We start from the raw sequence: 26,369 nt of genomic DNA on the forward strand, positions 1-26,369 counted from the left end.
GTCAGGAAGAGGCGACCGCTGCGCGGCGAGACAGGCCGACGCCGGATCAGGCTGCGTAACGCTTGACGAGCTCGGCGTAGACCGGGTCGGTATCCGGCCGCTGGCCATGCCACAGTTCGAAAGCATCGGCGGCGGTCTCGATCAGCATGCCCAGCCCGTCCCAGGCATGGCTGCAGCCGGCCGCGCGGGCCCAGGCCAGAAAGCCGGCGGCGGCGGCGCCATAGGACAGGTCATAGGCCTGGCTGCGGCCGGTGGTCAGGCTGAAAGGCAGATCCATGGCCTGGCCCAGAACCCCGGACGAGGTGGCGTTGACGATCAGATCGTAGCTGCCGATGCTGTCCAGATCGGCCCAGTAGCGGCTGTGGACCTGGCCGGGCTCGCCGATGTCATCCACCAGCTGGTCGGCGGCGGCCGGACTGCGGTTGACTACGGTCAGACTGGCGATGCCTGCATCCAGCAGATTCCAGGCCACGCCGCGGGCGGCACCGCCGGCGCCCAGCAGCAGCACGGTCTGGTCGCGAAGATCCAGCCCGTGGCGCTCGGTGAGATCGCGGACAAAGCCGTCGCCATCGGTATTGTGGGCGGCCAGGCTGCCGTCGGCGAGGGCCGTCAGCACGTTGGCGGTGCCGACCCGGCGGGCCTGCTCGCTATGTGTGCTGGCCAGTTCCCAGGCGCGCCGTTTGTGCGGGAGGGTCACATTGGCACCGCGTCCGCCATGGTTGAAAAATTCGGCCACGGCGCCGGGAAAGGCCTCGGGGCTGGCATCCGTGGTGGTGTATTCCAGGTTGATGCCGAACTGGCGGGCAAAGGCCTGCTGGATTTCCGGGGACAGCGAATGGGAAATCGGGTGGCCGAAGACGGTGAAGCGCGATACATCGGTAGCGGTCATGCTGTTTCCTCTGGCGATGGATCCATTGTGCCACTGTCGCAGGTTTTGAGATGGCCTGGCCGCAGACTCTGCGTCATTGTTCAAACCTCTGCAGGAGTCGACCATGAGCACAGCATGTCCATCCGGCACTTTCCGGCGCGCTGCCGGCTGGATCAGTCTGGGCTGGGGCGGTGGCGGTCTGGTGCTGCTGCTGACCTCGCCCTTGCCCGGCTGGACCCCGGCGCTGGGCTGGAGTCCCTGGTTCTGGCTGGTGGCGGCACCGGCGAGCGTGCTGGCAGCGCTGTGGCTCAGCCGCATCGAGCCGGCCTTGCCGCGGCGGCGGGCTGCGGAAACCGGTGCCGGTTGATGCCGGGGTTCAGCGGCGGCGGCCCAGTCCCATGCGTTTGCGTTCCAGCCGACGCTGGAATTCCCGCATGATGCGCAGATACAGGTCGCTGCCAAGATAGGCATCCTCGACGCCGGCATCGATCGAGGGATTGTCGTTGACCTCGATAATGACGGCCTTGTGCGCCGTCTGCTTGATGTCCACTCCGTACAGGCCATCGCCGATGGGCTGGGTGGCTTTCAGGGCCAGCTTCAATACCTCGGCGGGCACGTCGCGGACGGGCAGCGTCTCGAAGCCGCCCGAGCGGGCCGCGCCCTTGGCGCCATGATTGTAGATCTGCCAGTGGCCACGCGACATGAAGTATTTGCAGGCATAGATCGGTTCGTGGTTGAGGATGCCGATGCGCCAGTCGAATTCGGTGTACAGAAACTCCTGGGCCAGCAGCAGGGCGCTGTGCTGGAACAAGGTGGCGGCGGCCTGCTCCAGGGCAGCAGGATCCTCGACTTTGACGATGCCCCGTGAAAACGAACCGTCGGGAATCTTCAGCACGATGGGAAATCCCAGGCGTTCGCCCAGATCGGTCAGCAGCCGGCTGTTGTCGCGGTAGATGATTTCGGTACGTGGAAGCGGCAGCTTGCGCGAACTCATCAGGTCGTTCAGATAGATCTTGTTGGTACAGCGCAGGATCGACGTGGGGTCATCGATCACCACCATGTTTTCTTTTTCCGCACGATGCGCGAAACGGTAGGTATGGTTGTCGCTGGCGGTGGTTTCTCGAATGAACAGGCCGTCGTATTCGGCCAGCCGCTGATAATCGTGCCGGCCGATCGGCTCGACGTCGATGCCCAGCAGCTTGCCGGCCTCGACAAAGTGCTTCAGTGCTTTCTTGTTGGACGGTGGCATGGCTTCGCCGGGATCGACCAGCATCGCGATGTCATAGCTGGCATGCCGGCGGCTGCGCGGCTTGCGCCACAGTTTTCTGGAGAAGCGGTCCAGTTCGGTAGCGAAGGCATCTTCCTGGGCGTCGTCCAGCGCCTGCAGGCCCAAGGGACGGATCGCGCTGATCTGCCAGACCCGCTCGCGCTCGAACTCCACCCGCAGCAACGGGCAGGGGAAGGCATCGAAAATCTGGCGAGCCAGGTCGCGCAATTCCGGCTGGGCGGTTTCGCCGAAATACAGCAGGATGCCGAAGTCGACGGTGTCGCGGCCGCCGGCGGGCAGGGCTTGCCCCAGCTTCTGGTTGAGGTCGCCGATATTGAGGCCGTACAGGGATTTTCGGCGCAGATCGTTGACCGTGCGCACCGAGGGAATCACCTTGTGGCCGCGGGCCTCGGCCAGCAGCGAAACATAATAGCCGGTGCCGAGATACTTGTAGTTGCGGCACAGGTTGATGACATGGGTCCGCTCCTCCTCGCCCCCCACCGGCTCGCGCAGATAGTCCAGCGCGCTCACTACATGTGCCGAGGGATAGTAGACGTTCCAGTCGGTGGCCTTTTCCACCACGATGACCAGTCGGGTCATGACTGCGCGACGCGGACGGAAGGAGGGCGGGCATGACCGGAGCAGCGGCCGATGGCCGGCGGACAAAAGGAAGGGCGGGGTGTCATCGGGGGAGACTTTCAAGGCGCGGGACGGTAGGCAGCGCGCAGTGTGGCACAGGCGGGACAGAGCACAAGCGGCATGTCGATCCTGATTTCGCCACTTTCGCGGTGGACGTCTGTACCGGTTTTGGAAAGCGATGGTCGGGACGCGCCGGACACCCGGGTCATCGCGGCGCGCCCGGCTGAAGCGGACCTAAACGGCACCGTACAGGTGCATTGCCGACTTGAGTCATGGCGCCTACAGTGCCGCCCGTGTTTGCACGTACCTCCCATCGCATGATGCGCCACGAGCCTCCGGGCGAGCTGGTGCTGCCGAACGCCGGCAGCGACGTGGTGCGTGTCCGGCGGGCCAGCGAAAGCGATCTGGACGCTCTGATGGCCATTGAGGAGGCCAGTTTCGCCAGCGACCGGATGCGTCGGCGGCAATATCAGCGGCACCTGCAAAGTGATACGGCGCGGGTGCTGGTAGCCAGCGCCGGTCAGGGCCAGGTGCTGGGCAGTGCGGTGCTGTTTCTGCGTCGTGGCAGCGAGCTGGCCCGTCTCTATTCGCTGGCGACCCTGCCGGCCGCTCGAGGGCAGGGCGTGGCCGGCCATTTGCTGCAGGCCGCCGAGCACGCAGGGGTGCTCGCCGGAGCTCGCCGGCTGAGGCTGGAAGTGCGCAGCGACAACCCGGTGGCGATCCATCTCTATCAGCAGCATGGCTATCGGCGGATCGGACATTGCCCGGCCTACTATGCCGACGGCTGTGATGCCTGGCGTTATGAGTCGTCACTGTTCTGAGCCGACCGGGCGCATGGCTGGACGCGGACTTGGGTCGCCTGCCGGTAAAGTCGTATAATGCCCGACTGGACGGCTGTCAATCCGGTCAGGCCGGAATCGGTCAGCCGGGTCACCGTGGTTATCCGTAGAGGCTGTACATCCATGCGCGTTATCAAGACCGTGCTGCTCGGCGTCATGGCTTCCAGCCTGGCCGCCTGCGTTTCCACCCGGGGCCTGCATCCCTCCGGCCAATTGGTGGCACCGGCCAGCATCAAGGCCGACCGCAGTCTGGAAGAGGTCAAGCTGAGTCCGGCGGCCTGGCCCAGCGAAGATTGGTGGGCAGGACTGGGCGATCCACAGTTGACGGCCTTGATCAACGAAGCCCTGCATGACAATCCCAGCCTGGCCGAAGCCGACGCGCTGGCCCTGCAGGCCCAGGCCCAGGCGGCACGCTACGATGCAGAGCGCTGGCCGGTGGCCAATGCCGGCCTGTCCGTGGAAGGCGCCCGGCTGTCCAAGAAGGAGGCCGGCCTGGTGATGCCTTCGATCACCGGCACCTTTGCCTGGGTCAAGCAGACCGAGCTGAATTTTTCCTGGAATATCGACGTCTGGGGTGGCAAGAAGGCCGCCTGGGAAGCGGCGGTAGGTCGTGACCGTGCCGCCGAAATCGACCGGCGCGCGGCGCGCATCGCCTTGTCGGTGAATGTGACCAGGGCTTATCTGCAACTGGCCCAGGCGTTCGCCGACAAGGACATCGCCGAGGCCAACCTGGCCCGTTCCAGCCGCATCCGGGAATTGACCCGCAGCTATATCGATGGTGGCCTCGGCGATCCGGACACCTTGCACCAGGTCAGCACCGAAGCCGGTGTCGCCGAGCAGGAAGTGGCCCAGGCCGACGAGGCCATCGATGCCGCCCGTACCGCCTTGTCGGTGCTGCTGGGCAAGGGGCCCGACCGCGGGCTGGATATCGGCCGGCCGCAACCTCTGCGTCCCGAGGCCTTGCAGGTGCCGAATGATCTGACCGCCGGCCTGCTGGGGCGCCGGCCGGATCTGGTCGCCGCGCGGTGGCGGGTGGAGGCAGCGGCCAAGGATGTGAAGTCCTACAAGACCCAGTTCCTGCCGAATATCAACCTGGTGGCCATGGCCGGGCTGTTTGCCCTGGGCGACAGCGCCAATCTGTTCCAGTTTCCGTCGTCCACCTACAACGCTGCGCCGGCGATCTCCCTGCCGATCTTCGATGCCGGTCGCCTGCGTGCCGGTCTGCGCGAAACCGACGCGGTCTATGACCAGGCGGTGGCCGAGTACAACCAGACCCTGATCAAGGCGGTCAATCAGGTCTCGGACCTGCTGTCCTCGCTGCGTTCGGATGCGATCCAGATCAAGGTCCAGCGCCAGGTGCTGGTGAATGCCCAGCGTGCCTGGGACGATGCCAGCACCCGTTACAAGGTGGGTCTGGCTCCTGAATTGAACACCTTGATCGTGCGCCAGCAGTTGTTGACGGCCCAGCGCACCATGGCCGCCCTGGTGCGGCAGCAAGGTGATGTCTCGGTTCGGCTGATCGATGCGCTGGGTGGCGGCTTTCACGATGCGGAAGGACTGGCTGCCGCCACCGCCAAGACGCCGACCAAGCTCTGAGCAGGCACTGATCCTGCCGCCGGGAGCTCGGCCGGCCCGGCCCGACCGACTCAGTCGGCCAGACCTTGCTGGATATGTGTGGCGGTGACGGCATCCGGCCGGGCGACCAGACCGCCATTGCTGCTCAGTTCGATCTGGTAGTGGCCTTGCTCGACCAGGGGCAGGAAGGCGCCGCTGCCATAGACGGTGTCGATGCCGGGCAGCCAGTGATAGCGGCGCTTGAGATCGAACAGGTCCCAGCCGTTGCCTGCATGCAGGGGGATCACCGTGCGCGCCGCGGATTGTTCCTGGGCAACATCGTCATAGCGCCCTGACAGCCGGTCCAGTCGATACAGCGGAGGTGCGCCGGCCAGCAGTGCCGGCAGCTTCCAGCGAACCACCACAGCCTCGATGTCGAAGTCGTCGCCGCTCAGCAGCAGCGACTGATGGCTGCCATCCGGCAAGTTCAGGCTCAGCTGCCATTGCTGCGGGGCCAGAATCCGGGCATCGATGGTGGCGACCGGGATATCGTCATGCAGGCGACGATAGCCTTGCAAGGCGAGGGCGGCAGCCACGGCCAGCAGGCTCAAGGAGGCAACCACGACCAGGCCCAGACCGGTCAGCAGACTGTGCAGATGCCGGCCATGGGCCAAGGTCTGGCGCAGCTGGGCCAGCAGCAGCAGGCACAGCAACAGTCCCACCCCGCCGGCGATCAGCAATTGGGGACTGGGCAGGGTGAGGGCGGTGGTCCAATCCATCAGCTTGAATCCGGGGGCAGGTGGGCAACAGCCCACATCATACGGTGCGGAGATTGTTCCCGGCATGGGTATACTCGTGCGTACACGTTTTTCGGGATCTGCAATGTCACTACTCCATCTGGTCCGTGGCCTGGTGGCCGCGCTGGCCCTGTCATCGCTGGCGGCCTGCGGCAATATCGGACCGCTGTATCTGCCCGACGATCCGCATCCGCCCGTATATGTGCCGCCCAAGCCGACGGCGGAGCCGGCTCCGCCGAGCGCCGGCTCGATGTCGCGACCGGCGCGCAGCACCTCGGTCGAGGCGCGATGAACCGCGCCTCGAGCATGCGTGCCGGTACGCTGCAAGGGCTGGCCTTCAGCAAGATGCAGGGCATCGGCAATGATTTCGTGGTACTGGACTGCAGGCAGTCGCCGTTCCGGCTCAGCCGGGAACAGATCCGCAAGCTGGCCGATCGGCATTTCGGCGTGGGCTGCGATCAGCTGCTGAGCATCGAGCCGCCGCGTGACCCCGGCTGCGATTTCTATTACGGCATCTGGAACGCGGATGGCTCGCCGTCGGGGCAGTGCGGCAACGGCGTGCGCTGCGTGGCGGCCTGGCTGGTGCGAGCCGGGGCGCTGGCATTGAACACGCCGGCTCGCATCGAGAGTCCGTCCGGACCGGTGGTGGTACGGGTGCTGGCCGCGGGCCGGGTCGCGGTCGAGATGGGCGAGCCGGATTTCAATCCGGCGGCGCTGGCCTATGCCGGGCCCGGCTCCGATCCGGACGTGGTGCTGACCGTCGAGGGGGCACCCGTGGCCATCGGCATGGTCTCGATGGGCAATCCGCACGTCGTGGCAGTGACGCGGCGTTCGGCGCCGCTGACACCCGAGCTGCTGGGGCCTGCGCTGACCGGCCATGCGCTGTTCCCCAGCCAGGTCAATGCGGGTTTGGTGGAGGCCTTCAGTCCGACCCGGATCCGCTTGCGCGTCCATGAGCGCGGCAGCGGCTGGACCCTGGCCTGTGGCACTGGTGCCTGCGCGGCGATGGCGGTGCTGCGTCGGCGTGGACTGGTCGAGGACAGTGTGCAGGTCGAACTGCCCGGCGGTGTCCTGCAGATCGACTGGGCCGGTCCGGGCCATGCCTTGTGGATGACCGGTCCGGCCGAGCATGTGTTTTCCGGCGTGTGGGCGAGCTGAGATCGGCCCCGGGCATTGAAGTGATCGACGGCGGCAAGCACACTGGAAGCGGATTTTCGATAGGAATGCCTGCGCATGGCCGACAGCCTGACCCCGCTTGAGATCCCGGCCGAAAGGGTGGCAGGGTATCTCGAACAGCATCCGGATTTTCTGGCGGACTATCCCGACCTGGCCTTGCGGCTGCAGCTGCCGCGTGAGCAGGGCGGTGCGGCCAGTCTGGCGGTCTGGCAACTGCAGGCGCTGCGCGAGCGCAATCAGGTCCTGCAACAGCAGCTGGCCGAGCTGACCCGGATTGCCGGCGACAACGAGCAGTTGATGACGCGGGTGCAGCGGCTGACCTTGGCCGTGTTCGAGGCCGATGATCTGGATGTGGCCCTGGGCCGGCTGGTGGCCCGCCTGGGCGAGGACTTCCAGGTCGAGCAGCTGCGACTGATGCTGTTCGCCGAGTTTCCGCAACTGGGTCCGCATGACTGGCTGCGGTGCGGCCTCGACAGCGCCGCCGCGCCGGGCGGCATGAGTGAGCTGCTGGCGGCCGGCCAGCCCTGGTCGGGCCGGATGGCTGCGGAGCGGCTGGGCGAAATCTTCGGTGACGAAGGAGGCCGTTTGCGCTCGGTGGCCTTGCTGCCGCTGGGGCGTGTCGGCGTGCTGGCGCTGGGCAGCGAGGATCCCGACCGCTTCCAGCCCGGCATGGGTACTCTTTTCCTGGGCATGATCGCCGAGGCGGTGACGGTGGCTCTGGATCGCGTCTGGGTCTCCGACTGAACATGATGGCCGACACACTGCCGCAGCAGGTGGCGCTGTGGCTGCAGCGGCTGGCGCTGGAACGGCAGGCCTCGGCGCATACCGTAGCCGCCTATCGGCGCGATCTGGACAAGTTGCTGGCCTGGGCCGAAACCCAGGGGCTGTGCCGGGCAGCCGAGCTGGACCCCGAGCGGATGCGGGCCTTCGTGGCCTGGCAGCACCGGGCCGGGCTGGCCCCGCGCAGCCTGCAGCGTCTGCTTTCGTCCTGTCGCAGCCTGTTTCGCGATCTTCGGCGCCAGGGCCTGCTCAGCCATGATCCCCTGGCCGGAGTCCGAGGCCCCAAGGTCCGGCCCAAGCTGCCGCAGGTGCTGGATACCGACGAGGCGGCGATCCTGGTCGAGGTCCAGGGGGACGATGCCCTGGCCAGAAGGGATCGGGCGATGCTGGAACTGTTCTATTCCAGTGGTCTGCGACTGTCCGAGTTGACCGGTCTGCGCTGGAAGGATCTGGATCTGGCGAACGCCGAAGTCAGGGTCGAAGGCAAGGGCCGCAAGGTCAGGATCCTGCCGGTGGGCCGTTTTGCGGTCGCCGCCCTGCGCGCGCATGCCGAGGGTACGCCCGCGGAGGCGGAGGCGCCGGTGTTTCCGGGCCGGGGCGGCAAGCCGATCAGTGCTCGCGCGGTGCAGTTGCGGGTCAGTCAGCTGGCGATGCGCAGCGGTTTTCCGCGGCATGTGCATCCGCATATGCTGCGGCACAGCTTTGCCAGCCATGTGCTGGAATCCTCCGGTGATCTGCGTGCCGTCCAGGAATTGCTGGGCCATGCCGATATCGCCACCACCCAGATCTACACCCATCTCGATTTCCAGCATTTGTCGCGGGTCTATGATGCCGCCCATCCGCGGGCGCGCCGCAAACCGGACCAGGACTGAGGCCTCGGGCGGAGGCGGTGGTTCGGCCTGCCGGCTCGACGCCGATGGAATCCGTTGCGGCCTCGTGTGCGGACGGGGCCGGGCGTGAGGGACTTGTAAACGCCAGAGCGGCCCCTACATCCTCACTTTGTCTTTTAGGGATGGATCATGACCACCATAGTTTCGGTTCGCCGCAACGGCCGTGTCGTCATCGGCGGTGATGGCCAGGTCACCTTGGGCAACACCGTGATGAAGGCGAACGCCCGCAAGATCCGGCGGCTGGGCAAGCATGGTGATGTCCTGGCCGGTTTCGCCGGTGCGACCGCCGACGCTTTCACCTTGTTCGAGCTGTTCGAGGACAAGCTCGGCAAGCACGGCGGCAATCTGACCCGCAGTGCGGTGGAACTGGCCAAGGAATGGCGCACCGACCGACGGCTGGGCAAGCTGGAGGCGATGCTGGCGGTGGCCGACAAGGAAGCCTCGTTGCTGATTTCCGGCAATGGCGACGTGCTGGAACCCGAGCACGGCCTGATCGCGATCGGCTCCGGCGGCCCCTATGCCCAGTCCGCGGCGCTGGCCTTGCTGGAGCACAGCGACATGGATGCGGCCGAGATCGTCGCCAAGGCATTGAAGATCGCCGGCGACATCTGCATCTACACCAATCACAACACCACGATCGAAGAACTGTGAGACGGCCGGTTCCGTCTTCGCGTCCCGCACCGCCGCTGGCGGTCCATCCACTTCGTTCCGCAGCCTGATCACTATGTCCGAACTTACTCCGCGCGAAATCGTCAACGAACTCGACCGCTACATCATCGGCCAGCATGACGCCAAGCGCGCCGTGGCGATTGCCTTGCGCAACCGCTGGCGCCGCATGCAGCTGGAACCCGACATGCGCAACGAGGTGACGCCCAAGAACATCCTGATGATCGGTCCCACCGGTGTCGGCAAGACCGAGATCGCCCGTCGTCTGGCAACGCTGGCCAATGCGCCGTTCGTCAAGGTCGAGGCCACCAAGTTCACCGAGGTCGGCTATGTCGGCAAGGATGTGGAATCCATTGTCCGCGATCTGGTCGACGTGGCCTACAAACTGGTCCGCGACCAGGCGGTCAAGCGGGTGCGCAGCCAGGCGGAGGATCGGGCCGAAGACCGGATACTGGATGCCTTGCTGCCGCGCCGGCAGGCCGCGGCCGACTGGAGCCAGGATACCCCTGCGGGCAATCCCGACAGTGAAACCCGGCAGAAGCTGCGTCGCCAGTTGCGTGAAGGCACGCTGGACCATCGCGAAATCGAGCTGGAGATCGCCCTCAATGCCGGTGTCGAGATCATGTCGCCTCCGGGCATGGAGGAGATGGGCCAGCAGCTTCGCCAGATGTTCCAGAACATGGGCGGGTCCAAGACCCAGACCCGCAAGCTGAGCATCGCCGCGGCCCGACCCCAGCTGATCGACGAAGAGGCCGGAAAACTGCTCAACGACGAGGAGATCCGCAGCCAGGCGGTGCATGCCGCCGAGCAGAACGGGATCGTCTTCATCGACGAGATCGACAAGGTCGCGCAACGTTCGGAGTACTCCGGCAGCGGGGTTTCGCGCGAAGGAGTGCAGCGCGACCTGCTGCCGTTGGTCGAAGGTTCGACGGTGTCGACCAAGTACGGCCCGATCAAGACCGACCATATGCTGTTCATCGCTTCGGGAGCCTTTTCGCTGGCCAAGCCCTCGGACCTGATTCCCGAGCTGCAGGGCCGGTTGCCGATCCGGGTCGAACTGTCCGCGCTCGGCGTGGACGACTTCGGCCGGATCCTGCGCGAGCCGCACAATGCCCTGACCAAGCAGTACGTGGCGCTGTTGTCCACCGAGGGGGTCGAGATCGAATTCGACGAGGCCGGCATCGACCGCCTGGCCGAGGTGGCCTTCCAGGTCAACGAGCGCACCGAGAACATCGGCGCACGGCGTCTGCACACGGTGATGGAACGATTGCTGGAAGGCATCTCCTACGAGGCGGCCGACAAGTCCGGCAGTCGTTACCTGATCGATGCCGACTATGTCGACAGCCATCTGGGTGCGCTGGTGGTGGATGAGGATCTCAGCCGGTATATCCTCTGATGAGGCCGGCCTCGGAGTATGCCGGTCCGGCTCTGGTAGCATAGGTCGCTATGGGCAAGATTATCGAATTCAAGAACACCGGGCAGCGCGCGCAGTTGCGCGAGGCCGCCGCCACCGGACAGATGGTCCGGCTGTGGCGTTCCGAACTGGAGCACGGCAGCTTCTGCGGGTATGTCGGTGGCGTGGGACGCGAGTTTTTCCTGATGTGGGTGCTGGGCGACAGCGTCAATTACGACGGTCTCTATGTCATGCGGCACCGTGACGTGGGCGAGCTGGAAGTACCGGACAAGCACCACATCTTTCTGGAGAAGGCGCTGGCGCTCAAGCAGATGAAGCCCGAGTGGCCGGAAGCCTTCCCCCTGGACGATATCCGTGAAGTGGTGCAGGCCGCTGCCTTGTGCACGCCGGTGATCGGGGTACACGTCGACAGCGAGGACGAGGCCGAGGTCTGCTATATCGGGCGCCTGATCGATGTCGATGACGAGGGCTTCCGCATGCAGGAGATCTCGCCCGATGCCGAGTGGCTCACCGATGCCTCGTTCTTTGGCTGGGATGAAGTCTCCACGGTCAGTATCGGCGATGGCTACGCGCAGTCGCTGCTGCAGGTGGCCGGCGCGCCGCCGCCGCTGTCGCCGGGCGATTCCGGGGTCGGCCAGCTGCGCTGAGCCGGTGCCTGTCCGGGCTGTTCAGCGCTGCTTCCGCGGTGCACAATGCCGCAGGTCTATGCCCGTGTGGCGAGACACGATGATCGGGATCAACTGACCGGACCGGTGCACCGCTTCAGGCGTTGGCCGTCGCCGGTGTGGCGTACTGGGAGCGGGCATGGCAACAAGACCGGGAATACCTCTGCTGGCTCTGGCGGTGGGCGCTTTCGGCATCGGCACGACTGAATTTGCGCCGATGGGCATGCTGCCGGTCATCGCCGGCAGCCTGCATGTATCGATTCCGACGGCGGGCATGCTGATCACTGCCTATGCCGTGGGGGTGATGCTGGGCGCGCCGCTGATGGTGCTGAGTACCGCCCGTCTGCCCCGGCACCTGCTGTTGTGCGGGTTGATGGGGCTGTTCACCCTCGGCAATCTGCTGGCGTCGCTGGCTCCCGGTTATACGATGCTGATGTTGGCGCGGGTGGTGACTTCGCTGGCGCATGGGGCCTTTTTCGGCGTGGGTGCCATTGTCGCGGCCAGCCTGGTTCCGCCTGCCAGGCGATCGAGTGCGGTCGCCACCATGTTCATGGGGCTGACTGTCGCCACCATCGGCGGTTCGCCGATGGTCACCTGGATCGGCCAGCAGATTGGCTGGCGCGCGGCCTTTGCCGGTATCGGTGGCCTGGGCATCGTGGCGATGATCTCGTTGTGGTTCGCCCTGCCCAGGATGCCGGCCGGCGATCCCCCGGATGTGGCCCATGAACTGGGTGTGCTGAAACGCCCGGCGGTGCTGCTGGCCTTGGCCACCACGGTACTGGGCGCCGGCGCGATGTTCACGGTGATGACGTATATCGCCCCGATCCTGCAGCACATGACGGCGGCCTCGCCGGGTTTCGTGACCGCCATGCTGGTCCTGATCGGGGTCGGCTTCACCGTCGGCAACGGCCTGGGCGGACGTTTCGCCGATCGCTCGCTGGAAGGCAGCCTGCTGTTCTTTCTGGGCCTGCTGAGCGTATTGCTGCTGCTGTTCACGATCACCTTGCATGCGCCGGTCACGGCGGCGATCAGTATTTTCCTGTGGGGCGTGGCCACCTTTGCGGTGGTGCCGCCGCTGCAGACCCGGGTAATGGATGCCGCGGCCGATGCGCCGAGCCTGGCCTCCTCGGTCAATATCGGTGCCTTCAATATGGGCAATGCCTTGGGGGCGGTGGTCGGTGGTGGCGTGCTGGATCTGGGACTGGGCTATCACTGGATTCCGGTCGCCGGGGCGGGGCTGTCCCTGATCGGCATCGCGCTGGTGCTGATCGGCCAACGGATCGCCCCCTTCCAGTCTGCCGCGAGCGATCCGCCCGCTGGCTGAAACCGATCTGGACGAGGGTTGGCGGGACGCTGGCTGGTGAGGTTCGAGGGCCGCGTGACTGCGCAGACGGTGGCGGATGACTTACCATAGATCCTCTTTGATACGAGCCGGCGCTGCCGCCCGCCGGCGCGGCGTTGCGGCAGTGCGGTTCAAGCACCGGCCCGCACGTCATGAAGTTGGCGATACTCTCCCGCAACACTCGTTTGTATTCCACCCGTCGTCTGATCGAGGCGGCGCGGTCGCGCGGTCATGCCGTGCGGGTTCTCGATCCGCTGCGCTGCTACGTCAGGATCGCGCCCGGTGCGCTGGCGATTCATTACAAGGGCCGGGCGTTGAAGAATTTCGATGCGGTGATTCCCCGCATCGGAACGCACAGCGCTTTCTACGCCACGGCGGTGCTGCGACAGTTTGAAATGATGGGGACCTATGCCCCCAATCCTTCCGATGGCGTGCTGCGGGCGCGGGACAAGCTGCGCAGCCTGCAGTTGCTGGCCAGCGCCGGGCTGGACATGCCGGTGACGGTCTTCGGAGACAATCCCGATGACACGGATGATCTGATGACCATGCTGGGTGAGCCGCCGCATGTGATCAAGCTCAATGAGGGCAGCCAGGGTACCGGGGTGGTGCTGGCCGAAAAGCGCAGTGCCTCCCGCAGCGTGATCGAGGCTTTTCGCGGGCTGTATGCCAATTTCCTGGTTCAGGAATACGTCGCCGAAGCCCAGGGCGCGGACCTGCGCTGTTTCGTGATCGGCGACAAGGTCGTGGCGGCCATGCGGCGTGAGGCGGCGGCCGGCGAGTTCCGTGCCAACCTGCATCGCGGCGGTACGGCCAGCCAGGTGGAGTTGAGTCCGCAGGAAGAAAGGGTCGCCGTGCGTGCCGCCAGTGTGCTGGGCCTGAATGTCGCCGGGGTCGATCTGCTGCGTTCGGCGCGCGGGCCGCTGCTGCTGGAGGTCAATGCCTCGCCGGGTCTGGAGGGTATCGAGGCGGCCACCGGTGTCGATGTCGCCGGTCTCGTCATCGCGTTTGTCGAGAGCCGGCTCAGTTCCGATTGAGCCGGGACGGCTCTGGCGGCGCTCTGGCCGGAACCTGAACGGCGGCGTATGGATTTAACCCTTGGCTAACTCCGGCCCGGCTATAAAAGATCCATGTCTGGTCGGGTGTCCTCGCCGGGCGAGGTTGACTGGTTTCCGTTTCAGGTTGAACGTGGGTTTTGCCCGGAGCTGACGGCTTTTCGTCGAGGCTTCGGGCTTTTTCTTGTTCGCCCGAAGCCGCCGTCCACTGGGATTCCAGGCACCGGGCCGTCCGCGGCAGCGGCCCCTGATGCATCGGTTTGCACCATGCCTTCCACGCTGGGGCCGGTACAGGCCTGAGCCGCGTGAAATCAGCGGCCATGGCGGTACCTGCGGTACATTCTTGAGAGCATCCTTTAAGCTACACATCATGAGCCGGTCGCCTGCCGGCTGACAGCGGAGCGGCGCAATGCGCGTACTGGTAATAGAAGACAATAGTGATATCGCGACCAATATCGGCGATTACCTTGAGGATCGTGGTCACGTAGTGGATTTTGCAGGCGACGGCGTGACCGGGCTGCATCTCGCGGTAGTCCATGATTTCGATGTCATCGTGCTTGATCTGACCTTGCCGGGCATGGACGGGCTCGATGTGGTCCGCAAGCTGCGCCATGAAGCGCACAAGCAGACCCCGGTCCTGATGCTGACGGCGCGTGACGCACTGGAGCAGAAGATCATCGGTTTCGAGTCCGGCGCCGATGACTACATGACCAAGCCTTTCGCGCTGCAGGAACTGTCGGCGCGGCTGGATGTGCTGGCGCGCCGGGGCAAGGGGCCGCAGAGCCGGGTCTTGAAAGTCAGCGAACTGACTTTCAATCTCGATACCCTGACCGTCAGCCGGGCCGGCAAGGCGATCCAGCTCAATCCGATCGGTCTGAAGCTGCTGCAGGCGCTGATGGAATCCAGTCCCTCGGTGGTCACCCGCCAGGATCTGGAGCAGCGGGTGTGGGGCGAGGAACTGCCGGACAGCGATTCGTTGCGTGTGCATATCCACGGCCTGCGCGCCGCCATCGACAAGCCTTTTGACCGGCCCTTGATCCATACCCGTCACGGCATTGGCTACCGGATGGTCGATCCCGATGCAGTCCAGGCGTAAGCTCCGGTTCCGCCTGCTGCTGAGTTTCACCCTGTTCGGATTCGGGCTCAGTGCCCTGTTTGCGCTGGCCTCCGTGGATATCCGGACCCGGGTCGAGGATCAGCTGATCGATTCCAGCCTGATGGACGAGGCCCAGTTTGCCAATGCGCAGGCGCATGAGCACCCCGCGGGCGGCGGTGCTCCCTCGCGACTGCTGACTGGGCAGACCTTGAGTGACCGGACCTTGTACAAGGCACCGCTGGCCTGGCAGAACCTGGACAACGGCGTGCATGACATCTACGAGCAGGATGCCGATGACGGTCGGCGCCGGCATTACAAGCTGGCCGTGTTCCGACATGACGGGGTGATCAGCTTTATCCGTTTCGATGTCTCGCGTGATGACCTGGGACGCCGCCAGCTGGTCACCGCCGTTTCCGGAGCCGTATTCGTCTTCACCCTGCTGTCGTTGGTGATCGGTCTCTGGCTGTCACGCAAGGTGCTCAAGCCGTTGAGCCAGCTGGCGCGTCGCCTGCGCGAATTCCGCAAGGTCGGCAAGGCCGAACCGCTGGCGACCGGTTTTGCCGATGACGAAGTCGGCGAACTGGCCCAGGCTCTGGATGACTACAACGAGCGGATGACGGCTCTGGTCGAGCGCGATCGCGAGTTCAATTCCGATGTCAGTCATGAGCTCAGGACGCCCTTGGCGGTGATCGCCAGTACCACCGAACTGCTGCAGGGATCACCGGATCTGACCGACAAGATCAGCGAGCGCCTGAAGCGGATCGAGCGTGCATCGCGGCAGGCCACCGAACTGATCGAGGCCTTGCTGCTGCTGTCGCGTACCGAGCGGCGCGGCCCCACCCGGGGTGAGACCACGGATGTGGCGAAGGTCAGCATGGATGTGATCGAGAGCCAGCGCCCGCAGCTGCGGGACAAGCCGGTGCGCATCCATCTGGATGTGCACGAACCCCTGAGCATCAATGTGCCGCCCTCGGTGCTGGCGGTCGCGCTGACCAATCTGATCGGCAACGCCATCAAATATACCCTGGAAGGTGAAGTCCGGGTCGTGATCGGCAACCAGCGGATCGAGGTCATCGATACCGGACCGGGCATCAAGGCCGAAGACGCCGAGCGGCTGTTCCAGCGCGGGGTCCGCGGTGAAGGGGCTGGCGGCAGCGGCGCCGGCCTGGGGCTGGCCATTGTGCGCCGGCTGTGCAACCTTTACAGCTGGGATGTCTCGATCCGCCCGCGCAGCGATGCCAACGGCGCCGTGGCCAGTCTGGTCTTCGCCTGATGCTTTGAGGGCATCCGCCATCGCGTCCGGCGGTCGCCATCACGGCGAGGCGGGCTGAGGCAGGCCTGAATTCATATCGCAAGATCTTGCGATGCAGCATGGCCGCAACGGCCATCCTGCACCTCCTGCCTGTCTTCACATTCTGGGCATGGACAGTCTCCGGAACTGCCGCCAACAATCGGCGCGTAGACCGGGATGGCTGGATGGCCGGATCGTGTCATGCGTCGTCCATCCGCAGTCGTGATCGTCCGCCAAAGCTCCATGGCATCTGCCGCATCGCATCAGAGCGGGAAAGTGGCGCGCCACGCCACGGCCACGAGGTCGGATGGGCGATGTCGGAACCGGCGGGTCCGCTGCGATCTTGCGGGTGCCGCCGCCCGAACCGGCCACGGCCAAGGGGTTCGGTTGCATCGTTGTGCAGATGTCCATACCGCAGTACGCCCCCGCAGGATGCGGGGGCCCGGTGCCGTGCATCCACAGGGAGAGTCGTCGATGAATGAGGCCGCAAATTCCGTCCTGCCGCTGACCCTGGCACAGCGCGGGCTATGGGTCGGACACAAGATCGCCGCCGCCGATGCGACGATGAACATCGCCGAGGCCCTGGAGATACGGGGCGAGCTGGACGTGCCGCTGTTCATGCAGGCCCTGCATCGTCTGGTGCAGGACATGGAGGCGGCGAGGGTGCAGATCACCGAGCGTGCCGGCACGCCATGGCAGTCGATACGCGATCAATATCACGGCGACTTGCCCTTCTTCGACTTCAGCGCCGCGGAGCAGCCGCTGGAGGCCGCCAGGGCTTGGATGCAACAGCGCTGTGCGGAGGCGGTCGATCTCGAGCGCGATGCATTGTGGTGCAGCGCGCTGTTCCGCCTCGGCCCGGAGCATCACCTCTGGTACCAGCAGGCCCATCATGTCATCTACGACGGCTTCAGCGGGGGGCTTGCTGCGCGGCGTGTTGCGGAGATCTATACGTCCATGAAAAAGGGCGAGGCGCCTCCCGGCAGCGGCTTCGGGACCTTCGGCGATCTGGTGGCCGCCGACCGGGCCTATCGCGACTCGCCGCGATTCGAACGCGATCGTGCCTTCTGGCAGCAGCAACTGGCCGACCTGCCGGAAGCCGTCAGCCTGAGCCGGCATGGCCGCCATCGCAGCATGGGTGGTCTGCGTCGCAGCAGCGGTCAGCTGTCACCTGCCCAGGTCCGGCAGCTCGCCGAGCTGGGGCGGGCCCATGCGGCCAGCCTGCCGCAGGTGCTGATCAGCCTGGTGGCCGCCTATTACCACCGGGTGACGGGCGCGGACGAGCTGGTCATCGGCATGCCGGTGGCGGCCCGGGTCAGTCCGGCACTGCGGACGGTACCGGGCATGATGGCCAACGCGGTGGCCCTGCGGTTGCGGTTCGGCCCGCAGGACAGCGCCATCGACCTGCTGCGGCAGGTATCCCGCGTGGTGCGACAGGCCCTGCGTCATCAGCAGTATCGCTACGAGGACGTGCGACGGGACCTGGGCCTGCTGGGGCAGGATCGTCACATGGCGTGGCTTGGCGTCAATATCGAGCCTTTCGACTATCAACTGGATTTTGCCGGAGCCGAGGCGGTGCCGATCAACCTTTCCAACGGTTCGGTCGAGGATCTGACGGTATTCTTCTACGAGCGCGGCAACGGTCGCGCATTGCGCTTTGATTTCGATGCCAATCCGGCCCTGTACGGCGTGCCCGAACTGGAGCGTCACGCGGCCAGACTGTTGCGTCTGGCCGAGCTGGTGCTGGAGGATGCGGGTCGGCCGCTGGCCGACCTCGATCTGCTGACCCCGCAGGAGCGCGAACTGATGCTGGTGCAGTGGCGGGGCCGGCCCCAGGCTGTCACCGCGGCCAGTCTGCCGGCACAACTCGAGTGCCGCGCGCGGCAGCAGCCCGAGGCTGTCGCGGTGCGCCATCGCGACGGCCAGCTCGGTTATGGCCAGTTGCAGACACGGGTGGACATGGTGGCGGCACTGCTGGTGGCCGAAGGGGTGATGGCCGGCGACCGGATCGCGATCGCGCTGCCGCGTGATCCCTTGCTGCTCGCGACCCTGCTGGCCGTGATGCGTCTGGGCGCGGCCTATGTGCCGCTCGATCCTGACGGGCCGCTGCAACGGACCGCCTGGGTGATCGAGGATGCGCAGCCGCGGTTGCTGCTGCTGGATCAGGCCGACGAGGCGAAGATTCCCGCTCACGGGGTCCGGCGTGTGCATCTGCCGCAGGCCGTGCGCGATTTCGGCGCCGCGCTCCTGCAGCGGCATGGCCGGCAGGATGACCAGGCTTCGGCCGGTACCAGTGCCTATGTGCTGTACACCTCCGGCTCTACCGGCCGGCCCAAGGGGGTGGAAATCAGCCAGTCCAATCTGTTGAGCTTCCTGCAGAGCATGCAGCAGGAACTGCAATTGGATCGAGGCAGCCGATTTCTGGCCCAGACCACCTTGGGTTTCGATATCGCCGCTCTTGAGCTGTATCTGCCCTTGCTGGCCGGAGCCTCGGTGGTGCTGGCGGATCAGTCGGAAATCCGCCAGCCGCGGCGCATGGCCGAATTGATCGCGGAGCAGGCCGTGACCCATGCCCAGGCGACACCCTCGCTGTGGCGGATGCTGCTGAGCGCGCGTCAGCTGCGTCTGGATGGCGTGCACGTGCTGGTGGGAGGGGAGGCCCTGGGGCGTGAACTGGCGGCGGAGTTGTGGCGTCGCGGGCGGCGCCTGAGCCAGTTGTACGGACCGACGGAGACCACGATATGGTCGACGATCCAGCATCTGGACAGCCTGCCGCAGGCGGTGCCGCCGATCGGCCGGCCGCTGGCCAATACCTTGCTGTACGTACTGGATCCGGCACTGCGCCCGACCCTTCTGGGAGCGGTGGGCGAACTTTACATCGGCGGTCTGGGCGTGGCCAGAGGCTATGTCGGACGGCCGGAGCTGAATGCCGAACGTTTCATTGCCGATCCGTTTGCCGCTGACGGACAGCGGATCTATCGCACCGGTGACCGGGTACGCTGGCGTGAGGATGGCTGCCTGGAATTCGTGGGCCGCACCGACAATCAGGTCAAGATCCGGGGGCACCGCGTCGAGCCGGGCGAGATCGAGCACCGGCTCGAAAGCCATCCGGCCGTGGCGCTGGCCGCGGTGACGGCCTGGCGGGACGAGCGCGGTGAAGTGGCACTGGCCGCCTATATCAGCCCCCGTGAGGGTGAAGTGGCTGACCCCGAGGCCGTGCGCCGATATCTGGCAGCGTATCTGCCGGGGCACATGTTGCCCTCAACCCTGCAGGTGCTGCCGGTCCTGCCGCTCACGGCCAGCGGCAAGCTTGACCGCAAGGCCTTGCCGGCACCCGAGAGACCCGAAGGCGGGCAGTACGAACCCCCTGTGGGGCCGCTGGAACGCCAGCTGGCCGAATTGTGGCAGGACATCTTCGGACATGGACCGGTCGGGCGTCACGACAACTTCTTCGAGCTGGGCGGAGACTCGTTGACGGCCGCCCAGATGATGACCCGGTTGTCGGACCGGTTCGGTACCGAGCTGCCGCTGGGAACGCTGTTCGAATCGGCGAGCGTGGCGGGTCTGGCGGCACGTCTGCAGGATGGCACGGCCAGTCAGGACGACCCTTTGGCACCGGTGCTGTGTCTGCGACGAGGCGGGCAGCAGCTACCCTTGTTCTGCGTGCATCCCGTGGTCGGCCTGGGCTGGGCCTATGCGTCGCTGTTGCGGCATCTGGATGCCTCGATTCCGGTATATGCCCTGCAGGCCCACGGTCTGCGCGACCTTTCCCGCCTGCCTGGAAGCCTGGAAGCGATGGCAGGCTGCTATCTGGTCGAGGTGAGAAGGATTCAGCCGCAGGGGCCATATCGGCTGCTGGGCTGGTCGTTGGGCGGCATGGTGGTGCAGGCCATGGCGGCCCAGTTGCAGGACCAGGGTGAAAAGGTCGAATTTCTCGGACTGATGGACGCCTACCCCTTTGTCGGACCGGCCTCCGACGAGGTGGATGACGAGGCGCGGCAGGCCATGGCGGCACTGCAGTTTCTTGGCGTGCAGCCGGACCCGGCCGGGCCGGTTCCGCAGACCATGCAGGCGGTGGCCGACGTGCTGTGCCGGGTCTACGGTCTGGAACAGCTGCCGCTGGTACAGAGCCTGCGGCGCGATGATCCAGACCTGCTCCGGCGGGTGGCGGCGCTGACGCGCCATCACCTGGAGCTGGCGCGCCGGCATCTGCCACCCTCGCTGAATGGCCGCGCGGTGTATTTCCAGGCCGCGCCGGCGGAAGGCGTGGCCTTGTCCTGTCTGCTGCAATACCGGCCCTCGGCCTGGGATCCCTATATCCACGGGGGGCTGGAGCTGCATGCGATGAGTTGTACCCATCAGGCGATGCTGGATCCGCCTTTCGCGGCGGAGATCGGCGCGGTGCTGGATCGCCTGCTGGGGCCTGCGGGCAGGCCCGGATATGTCGTGAGCCGACAGCGCGGAGATGCCGCATATGCCTGATGCCGGCATGTCGGGCCAGCGGATCGCGCTGTTCACCATCGGCACCCAGGGTGATATCCGGCCCTGTCTGGCGCTGGGACGGGGGCTGCAGCAGCAGGGACATTCGGTACGGGTGGTGACCAGCCTCAACTTCGAGACCTGGATCCGCCGTCAGGGTCTGGATTTCGCCCCGCTGACGGCAGATTTCCAGGCCTTGCTGACGGCGGAGCGGGAGCTGGCCGATCAGGGGCTCAACATGCGCAGGATGGCGGCATTGTTCCGCACACGCTTCGAAGAATGGGCGGGCAGCTGGGCGGTCGAAGGACTCCAGGCCAGCGAAGGGGCGAGCCTGCTGCTGGGAGTGGGCAACAGCACCTTGCTGGCCCAGGCGCTGGCCGAGGTCCGCGGGCTGCCCTTTGTGCGGGTCCAGCTGCAGCCATTGACGCCCTCGCGATACCTGCCACCGATGCTGCTGGCCGGGCGCAGGTATCCGCCACAGCTCAGTCTGGCCGCCTATCAGTTGCTGCGCCTGCTGGTCTGGTACGTGATGCAGCCTGCCATCAATCGGCGGGTCAGACCCCAGCTCGGGCTGCGGCCCTATCCCTGGCATGGCCCGTACTTCAGCGAAACCGGCCTCAGGGCACGGGTCCTGTATGGCTTCAGTCGGCATGTGCTGCCTCCGCCACCGGACTGGCCGGCTTCGGCCATGGTCTGTGGCTACTGGTTTCTGGATGAGCCGGACTGGCGTCCGGATGCCGAGCTCCAGAGGTTTCTGGAAGCCGGCGAGCCCCCGGTCTACGTCGGCTTCGGCAGCATGGTCAGCGGCGATGCCGAAACCTTCACCCGGCAGATCATCGACAGCTTGCATCGCAGCGGCAGACGGGTGGTTCTGGCCACCGGCTGGGGGGCTATGAGCGCACCGCCGGGACGGCTTGACGAGCGGCTGCTGGTGATCCGCGAGGCGCCCCATGACGGACTGCTGCCGCTGATGGCCGCGGCCGTCCACCATGGTGGAGCTGGCACCACGGCGGCCGTGGTCAGGGCCGGGATTCCATCGGTGGTCGTACCTTTCTATGGCGACCAACCCTTCTGGGCACGCCGGCTGCAGGCCATCGGCGTGGCTGGCGCGCCTCTGTCGCGAGTAGAGGTGGGTCAGGGAGCTCTGGTGCCTGCGTTGGCCCGGATACTGCAACCGGCCATGCGCAGGTCGGCTGCTGCACTGGCCCGCCAGCTGGCGGCCGAAGACGGGGTGGCGACCGCCATCGGGCAATTGCGGGCATGGGATCTGCTGTCCGGCGGAGCGATCCTTCCGTTCGCTGCGGGAGCGCCGGCATGAGCGGCCCCCGCGGATGGCCGGTGTCGGGCTGGTTCACCGCCTTGGCGTTGCTGCTGCGCGCCGGCCTGCACCCGCGACCGCCGGCACTGGACGTGCAGCAGCGGCTGGCGATGCTGCCGCTGGCTGGAGCGCCGCTGAGCCAGCCGGTGCGGATTCGCTGGAACGCTCGTCAGGTGCCGATGGTCGAAGCGGACAGCGACGAGGACTTGATGGTGGCTCTGGGGGTGGTGCATGCCCATTTGCGGCTGGGTCAGATCGAAGTGCTGAGACGTCTGTCGCAAGGGAGGCTGTCGGAGATGATCGGCCCGCTGGGCTTGTCCGTCGACCAGTCCTTGCGCGCCCTGGATCTGGGACGTGCCGTTCCCGCGATGCTGGCGCAGATGCCTGATCAGGATCGGCGGCTGGGCGAAAGCTTTGTGGCCGGTCTCAATCATGGCCTGCTGGGGGCGGCGGGGCTGCCGCCCGAATTTGCCCTGCTCGGCCTGCGGGCCGAAGCCTGGACCCTGGCCGAGTGGCTGCAATTCGCGCGGCTGGCGGCGGTGGATATCAGCTGGCTGGTCTGGCAGCAGTTGCTGCCTTTGCGCCAGCAGATGGATCGCGGGCAGTGGCAGGCCTTGTGGCCGCGGCTGTGTCAGGCCGGCATGCCCGGCAGCGGGGTGCTGGATGCCCGTGAGCCGATGAGCCGGGCGTTGTCCGGGCTGCTGCGCAGTGGCAGCAATGCGGTGGCAGTGGCGGCGGCCCGCACGCGTGGCGGTGGAGGGCTGCTGGCCAGTGATCCGCATCTGCCTCTGCAGCTGCCTTCGGCCTGGCTGTTGGCGGGCTGGCGCTCGCCCGGCTTTCATTGCGTGGGAATGATGATGCCGGGGCTGCCATTCATGCTGCTGGGACGCAATTCCTGGCTTGCCTGGGGCGGCACCAGCCTGCATGCCCAGAGCAGTGACCTGTATGACGTTTCGCATCTGCCGGCGGAGGACTTCAGCCACCATCGGCAAGAGGTCCGGCTGCGTGGCGGCGGGCGTCGCTGGCTGCAATGGCGTGAGTGCGCCCTGGGTCCGGTGGTATCGGAGGGGGCGCTGTGGTCATCCCGGCGGCCTTTGGCGCTGCGCTGGGTCGGACATCAGCCCAGCAACGAGCTGGGTGCGATGCTGGCTGTGGCGAGGGCCCGCGATGTGGCCGGGTTCCGGCAGGCGCTGGCGCCGTATGCGGTATCCGGCGCGAATATGGTCTGCTGTGACAGGGCTGGTGACGTCGCCCATCTGCTGGCGGCCCGGTTGCCGCAGCGGGGCAGTGGCGTGCCGCCCGATCTGGTGCTGGAGCCGGGGGACGACGCGCACTGGCGAGGGTTGCTGGGCAGTCAGCAGCTGCCGATGCGATTCAACCCGCCGGAAGGCGTCGTGGTTTCGGCCAACCAGCCGCCGCCACAGGGCGGCCCGCCGGTCGGCTGGTTCTTTGCCCCGGCGGATCGGGCCGAGCGCTGGCAGCATCTGTTGCAGGCGGCCACGCTGCTGGACGCCGGGCAGCTGAAGATGATGCAGCGGGATGTGACCTGTCCCGGCAGTCTGGCCTTGTGCCAGACCTGGCTGGCCTGGATCCCGCGGGACCGGCTCGGCTCCCGGACGCGAGCGGTGGTGGATCTGCTGGCGCACTGGGACGGGCGGTATGCTGCCGATTCCGCTGCCGCGCTCGCCTTCGAGCTGTTGCAGAGCCGGCTGGCCTACGGGCTGCGCCGGCGGGCGCAGATGCGGGCTTACCAGGCGGTATGGATGCAGCGCCGACTGCTGGCCGAAGACATGGCCGCGCTGGCGCCGGACCAGCGACTGCAGCAACTCTTGCAGGCCTTGCCATGGGTGGCACGGCGCTTGCGCCGGCATCGAAGCTGGGGGCAGGCCCATCGCCTGCAGCCGCGCCATCCGCTGGCCTGGCTGCCGGGCTGGGCGCACTGCGTCGAGCCGGAGTCGATGGCCGGGGAGGGCGGGCAGACCACGATCTGCAAGAGCGGACATGGCCTGGTGCGGGGACGGCATCGCGCCAGTTTCGGTTCCTGTGCCCGCCAGGTCTGCGATCTGGCGGATCCGGATGCCAATGATTTCGTGCTGCTGGGCGGGCAGGACGGCTGGCCGGGCAGTGATACCTGTCTCGATCAATTGGCCCTGTGGCGGCGGGGGGACTATATCCGCCTGCCGCTGACGGCGGCGGCGGTGGCGCAGGGCTATCCTCATCTGACCGTGTTGCTGCCTGCACCATGAGCAGCGAGCCACTCCCTCTACCCAGGCGGTCGCGCATGGCCGGCGAGCTGCCGGGTACACCGCTTGCCGGCCTGATCCTGGTGCTGTTCCGGCCGCAACCCTCCGATCTGGAGCGATGGCTGGAAGCCGGGGCGGGGCTGCCGCTCGGGGTAGCGGTGGACAACTCCGAAACGGTAGATATCCGTCTGCATGCCCGCTTGCGTCGGGCCGGCATCGAGGTGCTGGTCAATCACAACCGGGGTGGCCTGGCCGGCGCCTACAATCGGGGAGCTGAGTGGCTGCTGGCCCGGGGCTGCGAGCTGATCTTCCTTTTCGACCAGGACTCGAGGCTGCGCACGGGATTTTTCGAGCGGATGCTGGCTGCCGCCGCGGGGCTGGCGGGGCAGCCGTTCATCCTCGGTCCCGTGATCTATGAGCGCCGGCTGCAACGTTACATGCCGGTGCTCGATCCCGCACCGGGCTGGCCGCGCCCGGTCCCGATGGATGGCAAGGGCAAAGAACTGGTGCCCAGTCTCTGCGTGATCTCGTCCGGATCGGCAATCTCGGCGGCGGCCTGGCATCGGCTTGGCGGTTTCCGCGAGGACTATTTCATCGAATACCTGGATGTCGAATATGCCTTGCGGGCCTGGCATCGGGGCGTGCCGGTCTATACCCATGCCGCTGCCGTGCTGGAGCAGCAGGCGGGCGACATCGTGCGGCATGGTCGCCATTATTCGACCTGGCATCCGGCCTGGCGACGTTATTACATGGCGCGCAACGCCATGCATGCCCTGCGTCTGTATCCGGGACGGCGCGGGTTGCTGTTCGGCGGGCTGTGCCTGCTGCTGTATCAGGCCTGCGGCGTGCTGCGCTTCGAGAGAGCCCGCCGCCACAAGCTGGCGGCGATGCTGATCGGTCTTGTCGACGGTCTGCGCGGACGCATGGGGCGGCTGGAAGACCGGCATGCCCGGCGATGGCGCAGCTGGCGAGCCGGTTGAGTCCGCTGTTGGCGGGCGACCGCCGGCTTATTGCAGCCGGTCCAGAATCGCCAGTGCCGGCTTTGACCGATTCAGCGTATACAGATGCAGGCCGGGGGCGCCACCATCCAGCAGCCGCTGGCCGAGGCTGGCGACGATGTCGATTCCCAGTTGGCGAATGGCTTCGGCATCGTCGCCCAGAGCTTGCATCCGGCGTACGATCCAGCGCGGAATTTCAGCCCCGCAGCCTTCCGAAAAGCGCCGCAGCTGGCTGAAATTGCCGATCGGCATGATGCCCGGCACGATGGGAATGTCCACGCCGAGGCGATGGACGTCATCGACGAAGCGGAAATAGGCATCGGCATTGTAGAAGTACTGTGTGATGGCGCCGTTGGCGCCGGCATCGACCTTGGCCTTGAAGTGGTGAAGGTCGGTGATTGCGCTCTCGGACTGTGGATGTATTTCAGGATAGGCGGCCACTTCGACGTGGAACCAGTCGCCGCTGTGTCGGCGGATATGATCGACCAGTTCCACCGCATAGCGGAAGTCGCCGGGCGTAGCCATGCCGGAGGGCAGATCGCCGCGCAAGGCGACGATGCGGCGGCAGCCGATGGCCTTGTAGCGGTCCAGCAGTTCGCTGAGTTCTTCGCGGGTACCACCGACGCAGCTGAGATGCGGGGCGACCTGCAGGCCATGCTGCCGGTGCAGCTGCTGCACGGTCTGTTCGGTGTAGTTGAGGGTGGAGCCACCCGCACCGAAGGTGACCGAGACGTACTCGGGGCTTCGCGTCTTCAGGGCCTTGACGCAAAGATTGAGCTGGTTGCGCTGTTCCTCGGTCTTGGGCGGGAAGAATTCGAAGCTGATCGCAGGCATGGCTGTCTATCCGGTAGGAATTTTACGGCATTATATCTTTTATTCCGGATGAAGCGATATGTTTATGCGGAGCCATGCCAGCGCAAGGCGGCCGGGCGAGAATGCTTCAGGCTTTTCGGGCAGGGCGGAACGATTCTGCAGCGATCGGGGCTGGATCGGGA

The 26,369-nt window shown here is 66.1% G+C and carries 22 protein-coding genes; 18 read left to right on the forward strand and 4 right to left on the reverse strand.

Annotated elements, in window-relative coordinates; all coding sequences use genetic code 11:
- Positions 1-46: 46 nt before the first annotated feature.
- Positions 47-889: a shikimate dehydrogenase gene (gene aroE / locus FRAAU_RS01575; RefSeq protein ID WP_014401816.1), complete on the reverse strand. Its 843-nt coding sequence runs from the start codon at positions 887-889 to the stop codon at positions 47-49.
- Positions 890-992: 103 nt separating this feature from the next.
- On the opposite strand from aroE, the gene FRAAU_RS01580 reads away from it, so the two are divergent.
- On the forward strand, positions 993-1,235 hold the full coding sequence (locus FRAAU_RS01580) for a hypothetical protein (protein WP_014401817.1): 243 nt from the start codon (positions 993-995) through the stop codon (positions 1,233-1,235).
- 9 nt (positions 1,236-1,244) lie between these two features.
- Here FRAAU_RS01580 and FRAAU_RS01585 read toward each other — a convergent pair whose 3' ends face one another.
- Positions 1,245-2,735, reverse strand: coding sequence for a RimK family alpha-L-glutamate ligase (locus FRAAU_RS01585; protein ID WP_014401818.1), 1,491 nt, complete (start codon positions 2,733-2,735; stop codon positions 1,245-1,247).
- Positions 2,736-3,091: 356 nt separating this feature from the next.
- Here FRAAU_RS01585 and FRAAU_RS01590 point away from each other — a divergent pair, with 356 nt between their 5' ends.
- Together FRAAU_RS01590 and FRAAU_RS01595 are read left to right on the forward strand one after the other, a co-directional pair.
- On the forward strand, positions 3,092-3,595 hold the full coding sequence (locus FRAAU_RS01590; RefSeq protein WP_041270723.1) for a GNAT family N-acetyltransferase: 504 nt from the start codon (positions 3,092-3,094) through the stop codon (positions 3,593-3,595).
- Positions 3,596-3,736: 141 nt separating this feature from the next.
- Complete coding sequence (locus FRAAU_RS01595) at positions 3,737-5,209, forward strand: efflux transporter outer membrane subunit (RefSeq protein ID WP_014401820.1); 1,473 nt, start codon at positions 3,737-3,739, stop codon at positions 5,207-5,209.
- Between the two features lie 50 nt (positions 5,210-5,259).
- Here the strand turns inward: FRAAU_RS01595 and FRAAU_RS01600 are convergent, their stop codons facing one another.
- Positions 5,260-5,946, reverse strand: coding sequence for a hypothetical protein (locus FRAAU_RS01600; protein ID WP_014401821.1), 687 nt, complete (start codon positions 5,944-5,946; stop codon positions 5,260-5,262).
- A gap of 103 nt (positions 5,947-6,049) precedes the next feature.
- Here FRAAU_RS01600 and lptM point away from each other — a divergent pair, with 103 nt between their 5' ends.
- From lptM to FRAAU_RS01675, 15 genes are all read left to right on the forward strand, one after another.
- Complete coding sequence (gene lptM, locus FRAAU_RS01605; protein ID WP_014401822.1) at positions 6,050-6,256, forward strand: LPS translocon maturation chaperone LptM; 207 nt, start codon at positions 6,050-6,052, stop codon at positions 6,254-6,256.
- Complete coding sequence (gene dapF / locus FRAAU_RS01610; RefSeq protein ID WP_014401823.1) at positions 6,253-7,122, forward strand: diaminopimelate epimerase; 870 nt, start codon at positions 6,253-6,255, stop codon at positions 7,120-7,122. The genes lptM and dapF overlap by 4 nt, the downstream gene beginning before the upstream one ends.
- Before the next feature lie 75 nt (positions 7,123-7,197).
- Positions 7,198-7,884 (forward strand): DUF484 family protein, encoded by a 687-nt coding sequence (locus FRAAU_RS01615; RefSeq protein ID WP_014401824.1) that lies wholly within the window; start codon positions 7,198-7,200, stop codon positions 7,882-7,884.
- Positions 7,885-7,886: 2 nt separating this feature from the next.
- On the forward strand, positions 7,887-8,792 hold the full coding sequence (gene xerC, locus FRAAU_RS01620; protein ID WP_014401825.1) for a tyrosine recombinase XerC: 906 nt from the start codon (positions 7,887-7,889) through the stop codon (positions 8,790-8,792).
- A gap of 147 nt (positions 8,793-8,939) precedes the next feature.
- A complete protein-coding gene (gene hslV / locus FRAAU_RS01625; RefSeq protein WP_014401826.1) occupies positions 8,940-9,461 on the forward strand; it encodes an ATP-dependent protease subunit HslV in 522 nt (173 codons plus the stop codon).
- 73 nt (positions 9,462-9,534) lie between these two features.
- On the forward strand, positions 9,535-10,872 hold the full coding sequence (gene hslU, locus FRAAU_RS01630; protein ID WP_014401827.1) for an ATP-dependent protease ATPase subunit HslU: 1,338 nt from the start codon (positions 9,535-9,537) through the stop codon (positions 10,870-10,872).
- 50 nt (positions 10,873-10,922) lie between these two features.
- Positions 10,923-11,537, forward strand: coding sequence for a hypothetical protein (locus FRAAU_RS01635; RefSeq protein ID WP_014401828.1), 615 nt, complete (start codon positions 10,923-10,925; stop codon positions 11,535-11,537).
- A gap of 157 nt (positions 11,538-11,694) precedes the next feature.
- The gene (locus FRAAU_RS01640; RefSeq protein ID WP_014401829.1) at positions 11,695-12,879 is read left to right on the forward strand and encodes an MFS transporter; all 1,185 of its coding nucleotides are present in this window, start codon (positions 11,695-11,697) and stop codon (positions 12,877-12,879) included.
- A gap of 170 nt (positions 12,880-13,049) precedes the next feature.
- The gene (gene rimK, locus FRAAU_RS01645) at positions 13,050-13,931 is read left to right on the forward strand and encodes a 30S ribosomal protein S6--L-glutamate ligase (RefSeq protein WP_014401830.1); all 882 of its coding nucleotides are present in this window, start codon (positions 13,050-13,052) and stop codon (positions 13,929-13,931) included.
- A 427-nt stretch (positions 13,932-14,358) separates the two neighbouring features.
- Positions 14,359-15,045 (forward strand): response regulator transcription factor, encoded by a 687-nt coding sequence (locus tag FRAAU_RS01650; protein ID WP_014401831.1) that lies wholly within the window; start codon positions 14,359-14,361, stop codon positions 15,043-15,045.
- Positions 15,029-16,318, forward strand: a complete 1,290-nt coding sequence (locus tag FRAAU_RS01655; RefSeq protein WP_014401832.1) for a sensor histidine kinase — start codon at positions 15,029-15,031, stop codon at positions 16,316-16,318. Before FRAAU_RS01650 ends, FRAAU_RS01655 begins: the two co-directional genes overlap by 17 nt.
- Positions 16,319-16,810: 492 nt before the next feature.
- Positions 16,811-20,818, forward strand: coding sequence for a non-ribosomal peptide synthetase (locus FRAAU_RS01660; protein WP_014401833.1), 4,008 nt, complete (start codon positions 16,811-16,813; stop codon positions 20,816-20,818).
- Positions 20,811-22,133: a glycosyltransferase gene (locus tag FRAAU_RS01665; RefSeq protein ID WP_014401834.1), complete on the forward strand. Its 1,323-nt coding sequence runs from the start codon at positions 20,811-20,813 to the stop codon at positions 22,131-22,133. Before FRAAU_RS01660 ends, FRAAU_RS01665 begins: the two co-directional genes overlap by 8 nt.
- Positions 22,130-24,379 (forward strand): penicillin acylase family protein, encoded by a 2,250-nt coding sequence (locus tag FRAAU_RS01670; protein ID WP_014401835.1) that lies wholly within the window; start codon positions 22,130-22,132, stop codon positions 24,377-24,379. The genes FRAAU_RS01665 and FRAAU_RS01670 overlap by 4 nt, the downstream gene beginning before the upstream one ends.
- A gap of 35 nt (positions 24,380-24,414) precedes the next feature.
- Positions 24,415-25,356, forward strand: a complete 942-nt coding sequence (locus FRAAU_RS01675) for a glycosyltransferase family protein (RefSeq protein WP_014401836.1) — start codon at positions 24,415-24,417, stop codon at positions 25,354-25,356.
- Between the two features lie 27 nt (positions 25,357-25,383).
- Here the strand turns inward: FRAAU_RS01675 and metF are convergent, their stop codons facing one another.
- Positions 25,384-26,208 carry a methylenetetrahydrofolate reductase [NAD(P)H] gene (gene metF / locus FRAAU_RS01680; protein WP_014401837.1) on the reverse strand — a complete coding sequence of 275 codons (825 nt, stop codon included), beginning with the start codon at positions 26,206-26,208 and terminating at the stop codon, positions 25,384-25,386.
- Positions 26,209-26,369 lie beyond the last annotated feature (161 nt).

This window comes from Frateuria aurantia DSM 6220 (assembly GCF_000242255.2).
Classification (GTDB): Bacteria; Pseudomonadota; Gammaproteobacteria; order Xanthomonadales; family Rhodanobacteraceae; genus Frateuria; species Frateuria aurantia.

Bases quoted from the DNA above. Each gene is read 5' to 3' on its own strand.
- xerC (WP_014401825.1), top strand. From the start codon at position 7,887: ATGATGGCCGACACACTGCCGCAGCAGGTGGCGCTGTGGCTGCAGCGG.
- FRAAU_RS01670 (WP_014401835.1), top strand. From the start codon at position 22,130: ATGAGCGGCCCCCGCGGATGGCCGGTGTCGGGCTGGTTCACCGCCTTG.
- lptM (WP_014401822.1), top strand. From the start codon at position 6,050: ATGTCACTACTCCATCTGGTCCGTGGCCTGGTGGCCGCGCTGGCCCTG.
- FRAAU_RS01655 (WP_014401832.1), top strand. From the start codon at position 15,029: ATGCAGTCCAGGCGTAAGCTCCGGTTCCGCCTGCTGCTGAGTTTCACC.
- FRAAU_RS01665 (WP_014401834.1), top strand. From the start codon at position 20,811: ATGCCTGATGCCGGCATGTCGGGCCAGCGGATCGCGCTGTTCACCATC.
- FRAAU_RS01660 (WP_014401833.1), top strand. From the start codon at position 16,811: ATGAATGAGGCCGCAAATTCCGTCCTGCCGCTGACCCTGGCACAGCGC.
- FRAAU_RS01585 (WP_014401818.1), bottom strand. From the start codon at position 2,735: ATGACCCGACTGGTCATCGTGGTGGAAAAGGCCACCGACTGGAACGTC.
- FRAAU_RS01595 (WP_014401820.1), top strand. From the start codon at position 3,737: ATGCGCGTTATCAAGACCGTGCTGCTCGGCGTCATGGCTTCCAGCCTG.
- FRAAU_RS01650 (WP_014401831.1), top strand. From the start codon at position 14,359: ATGCGCGTACTGGTAATAGAAGACAATAGTGATATCGCGACCAATATC.
- FRAAU_RS01580 (WP_014401817.1), top strand. From the start codon at position 993: ATGAGCACAGCATGTCCATCCGGCACTTTCCGGCGCGCTGCCGGCTGG.
- FRAAU_RS01635 (WP_014401828.1), top strand. From the start codon at position 10,923: ATGGGCAAGATTATCGAATTCAAGAACACCGGGCAGCGCGCGCAGTTG.
- dapF (WP_014401823.1), top strand. From the start codon at position 6,253: ATGAACCGCGCCTCGAGCATGCGTGCCGGTACGCTGCAAGGGCTGGCC.
- FRAAU_RS01640 (WP_014401829.1), top strand. From the start codon at position 11,695: ATGGCAACAAGACCGGGAATACCTCTGCTGGCTCTGGCGGTGGGCGCT.
- FRAAU_RS01675 (WP_014401836.1), top strand. From the start codon at position 24,415: ATGGCCGGCGAGCTGCCGGGTACACCGCTTGCCGGCCTGATCCTGGTG.
- hslV (WP_014401826.1), top strand. From the start codon at position 8,940: ATGACCACCATAGTTTCGGTTCGCCGCAACGGCCGTGTCGTCATCGGC.
- aroE (WP_014401816.1), bottom strand. From the start codon at position 889: ATGACCGCTACCGATGTATCGCGCTTCACCGTCTTCGGCCACCCGATT.
- FRAAU_RS01615 (WP_014401824.1), top strand. From the start codon at position 7,198: ATGGCCGACAGCCTGACCCCGCTTGAGATCCCGGCCGAAAGGGTGGCA.
- FRAAU_RS01600 (WP_014401821.1), bottom strand. From the start codon at position 5,946: ATGGATTGGACCACCGCCCTCACCCTGCCCAGTCCCCAATTGCTGATC.
- hslU (WP_014401827.1), top strand. From the start codon at position 9,535: ATGTCCGAACTTACTCCGCGCGAAATCGTCAACGAACTCGACCGCTAC.
- metF (WP_014401837.1), bottom strand. From the start codon at position 26,208: ATGCCTGCGATCAGCTTCGAATTCTTCCCGCCCAAGACCGAGGAACAG.
- rimK (WP_014401830.1), top strand. From the start codon at position 13,050: ATGAAGTTGGCGATACTCTCCCGCAACACTCGTTTGTATTCCACCCGT.
- FRAAU_RS01590 (WP_041270723.1), top strand. From the start codon at position 3,092: ATGATGCGCCACGAGCCTCCGGGCGAGCTGGTGCTGCCGAACGCCGGC.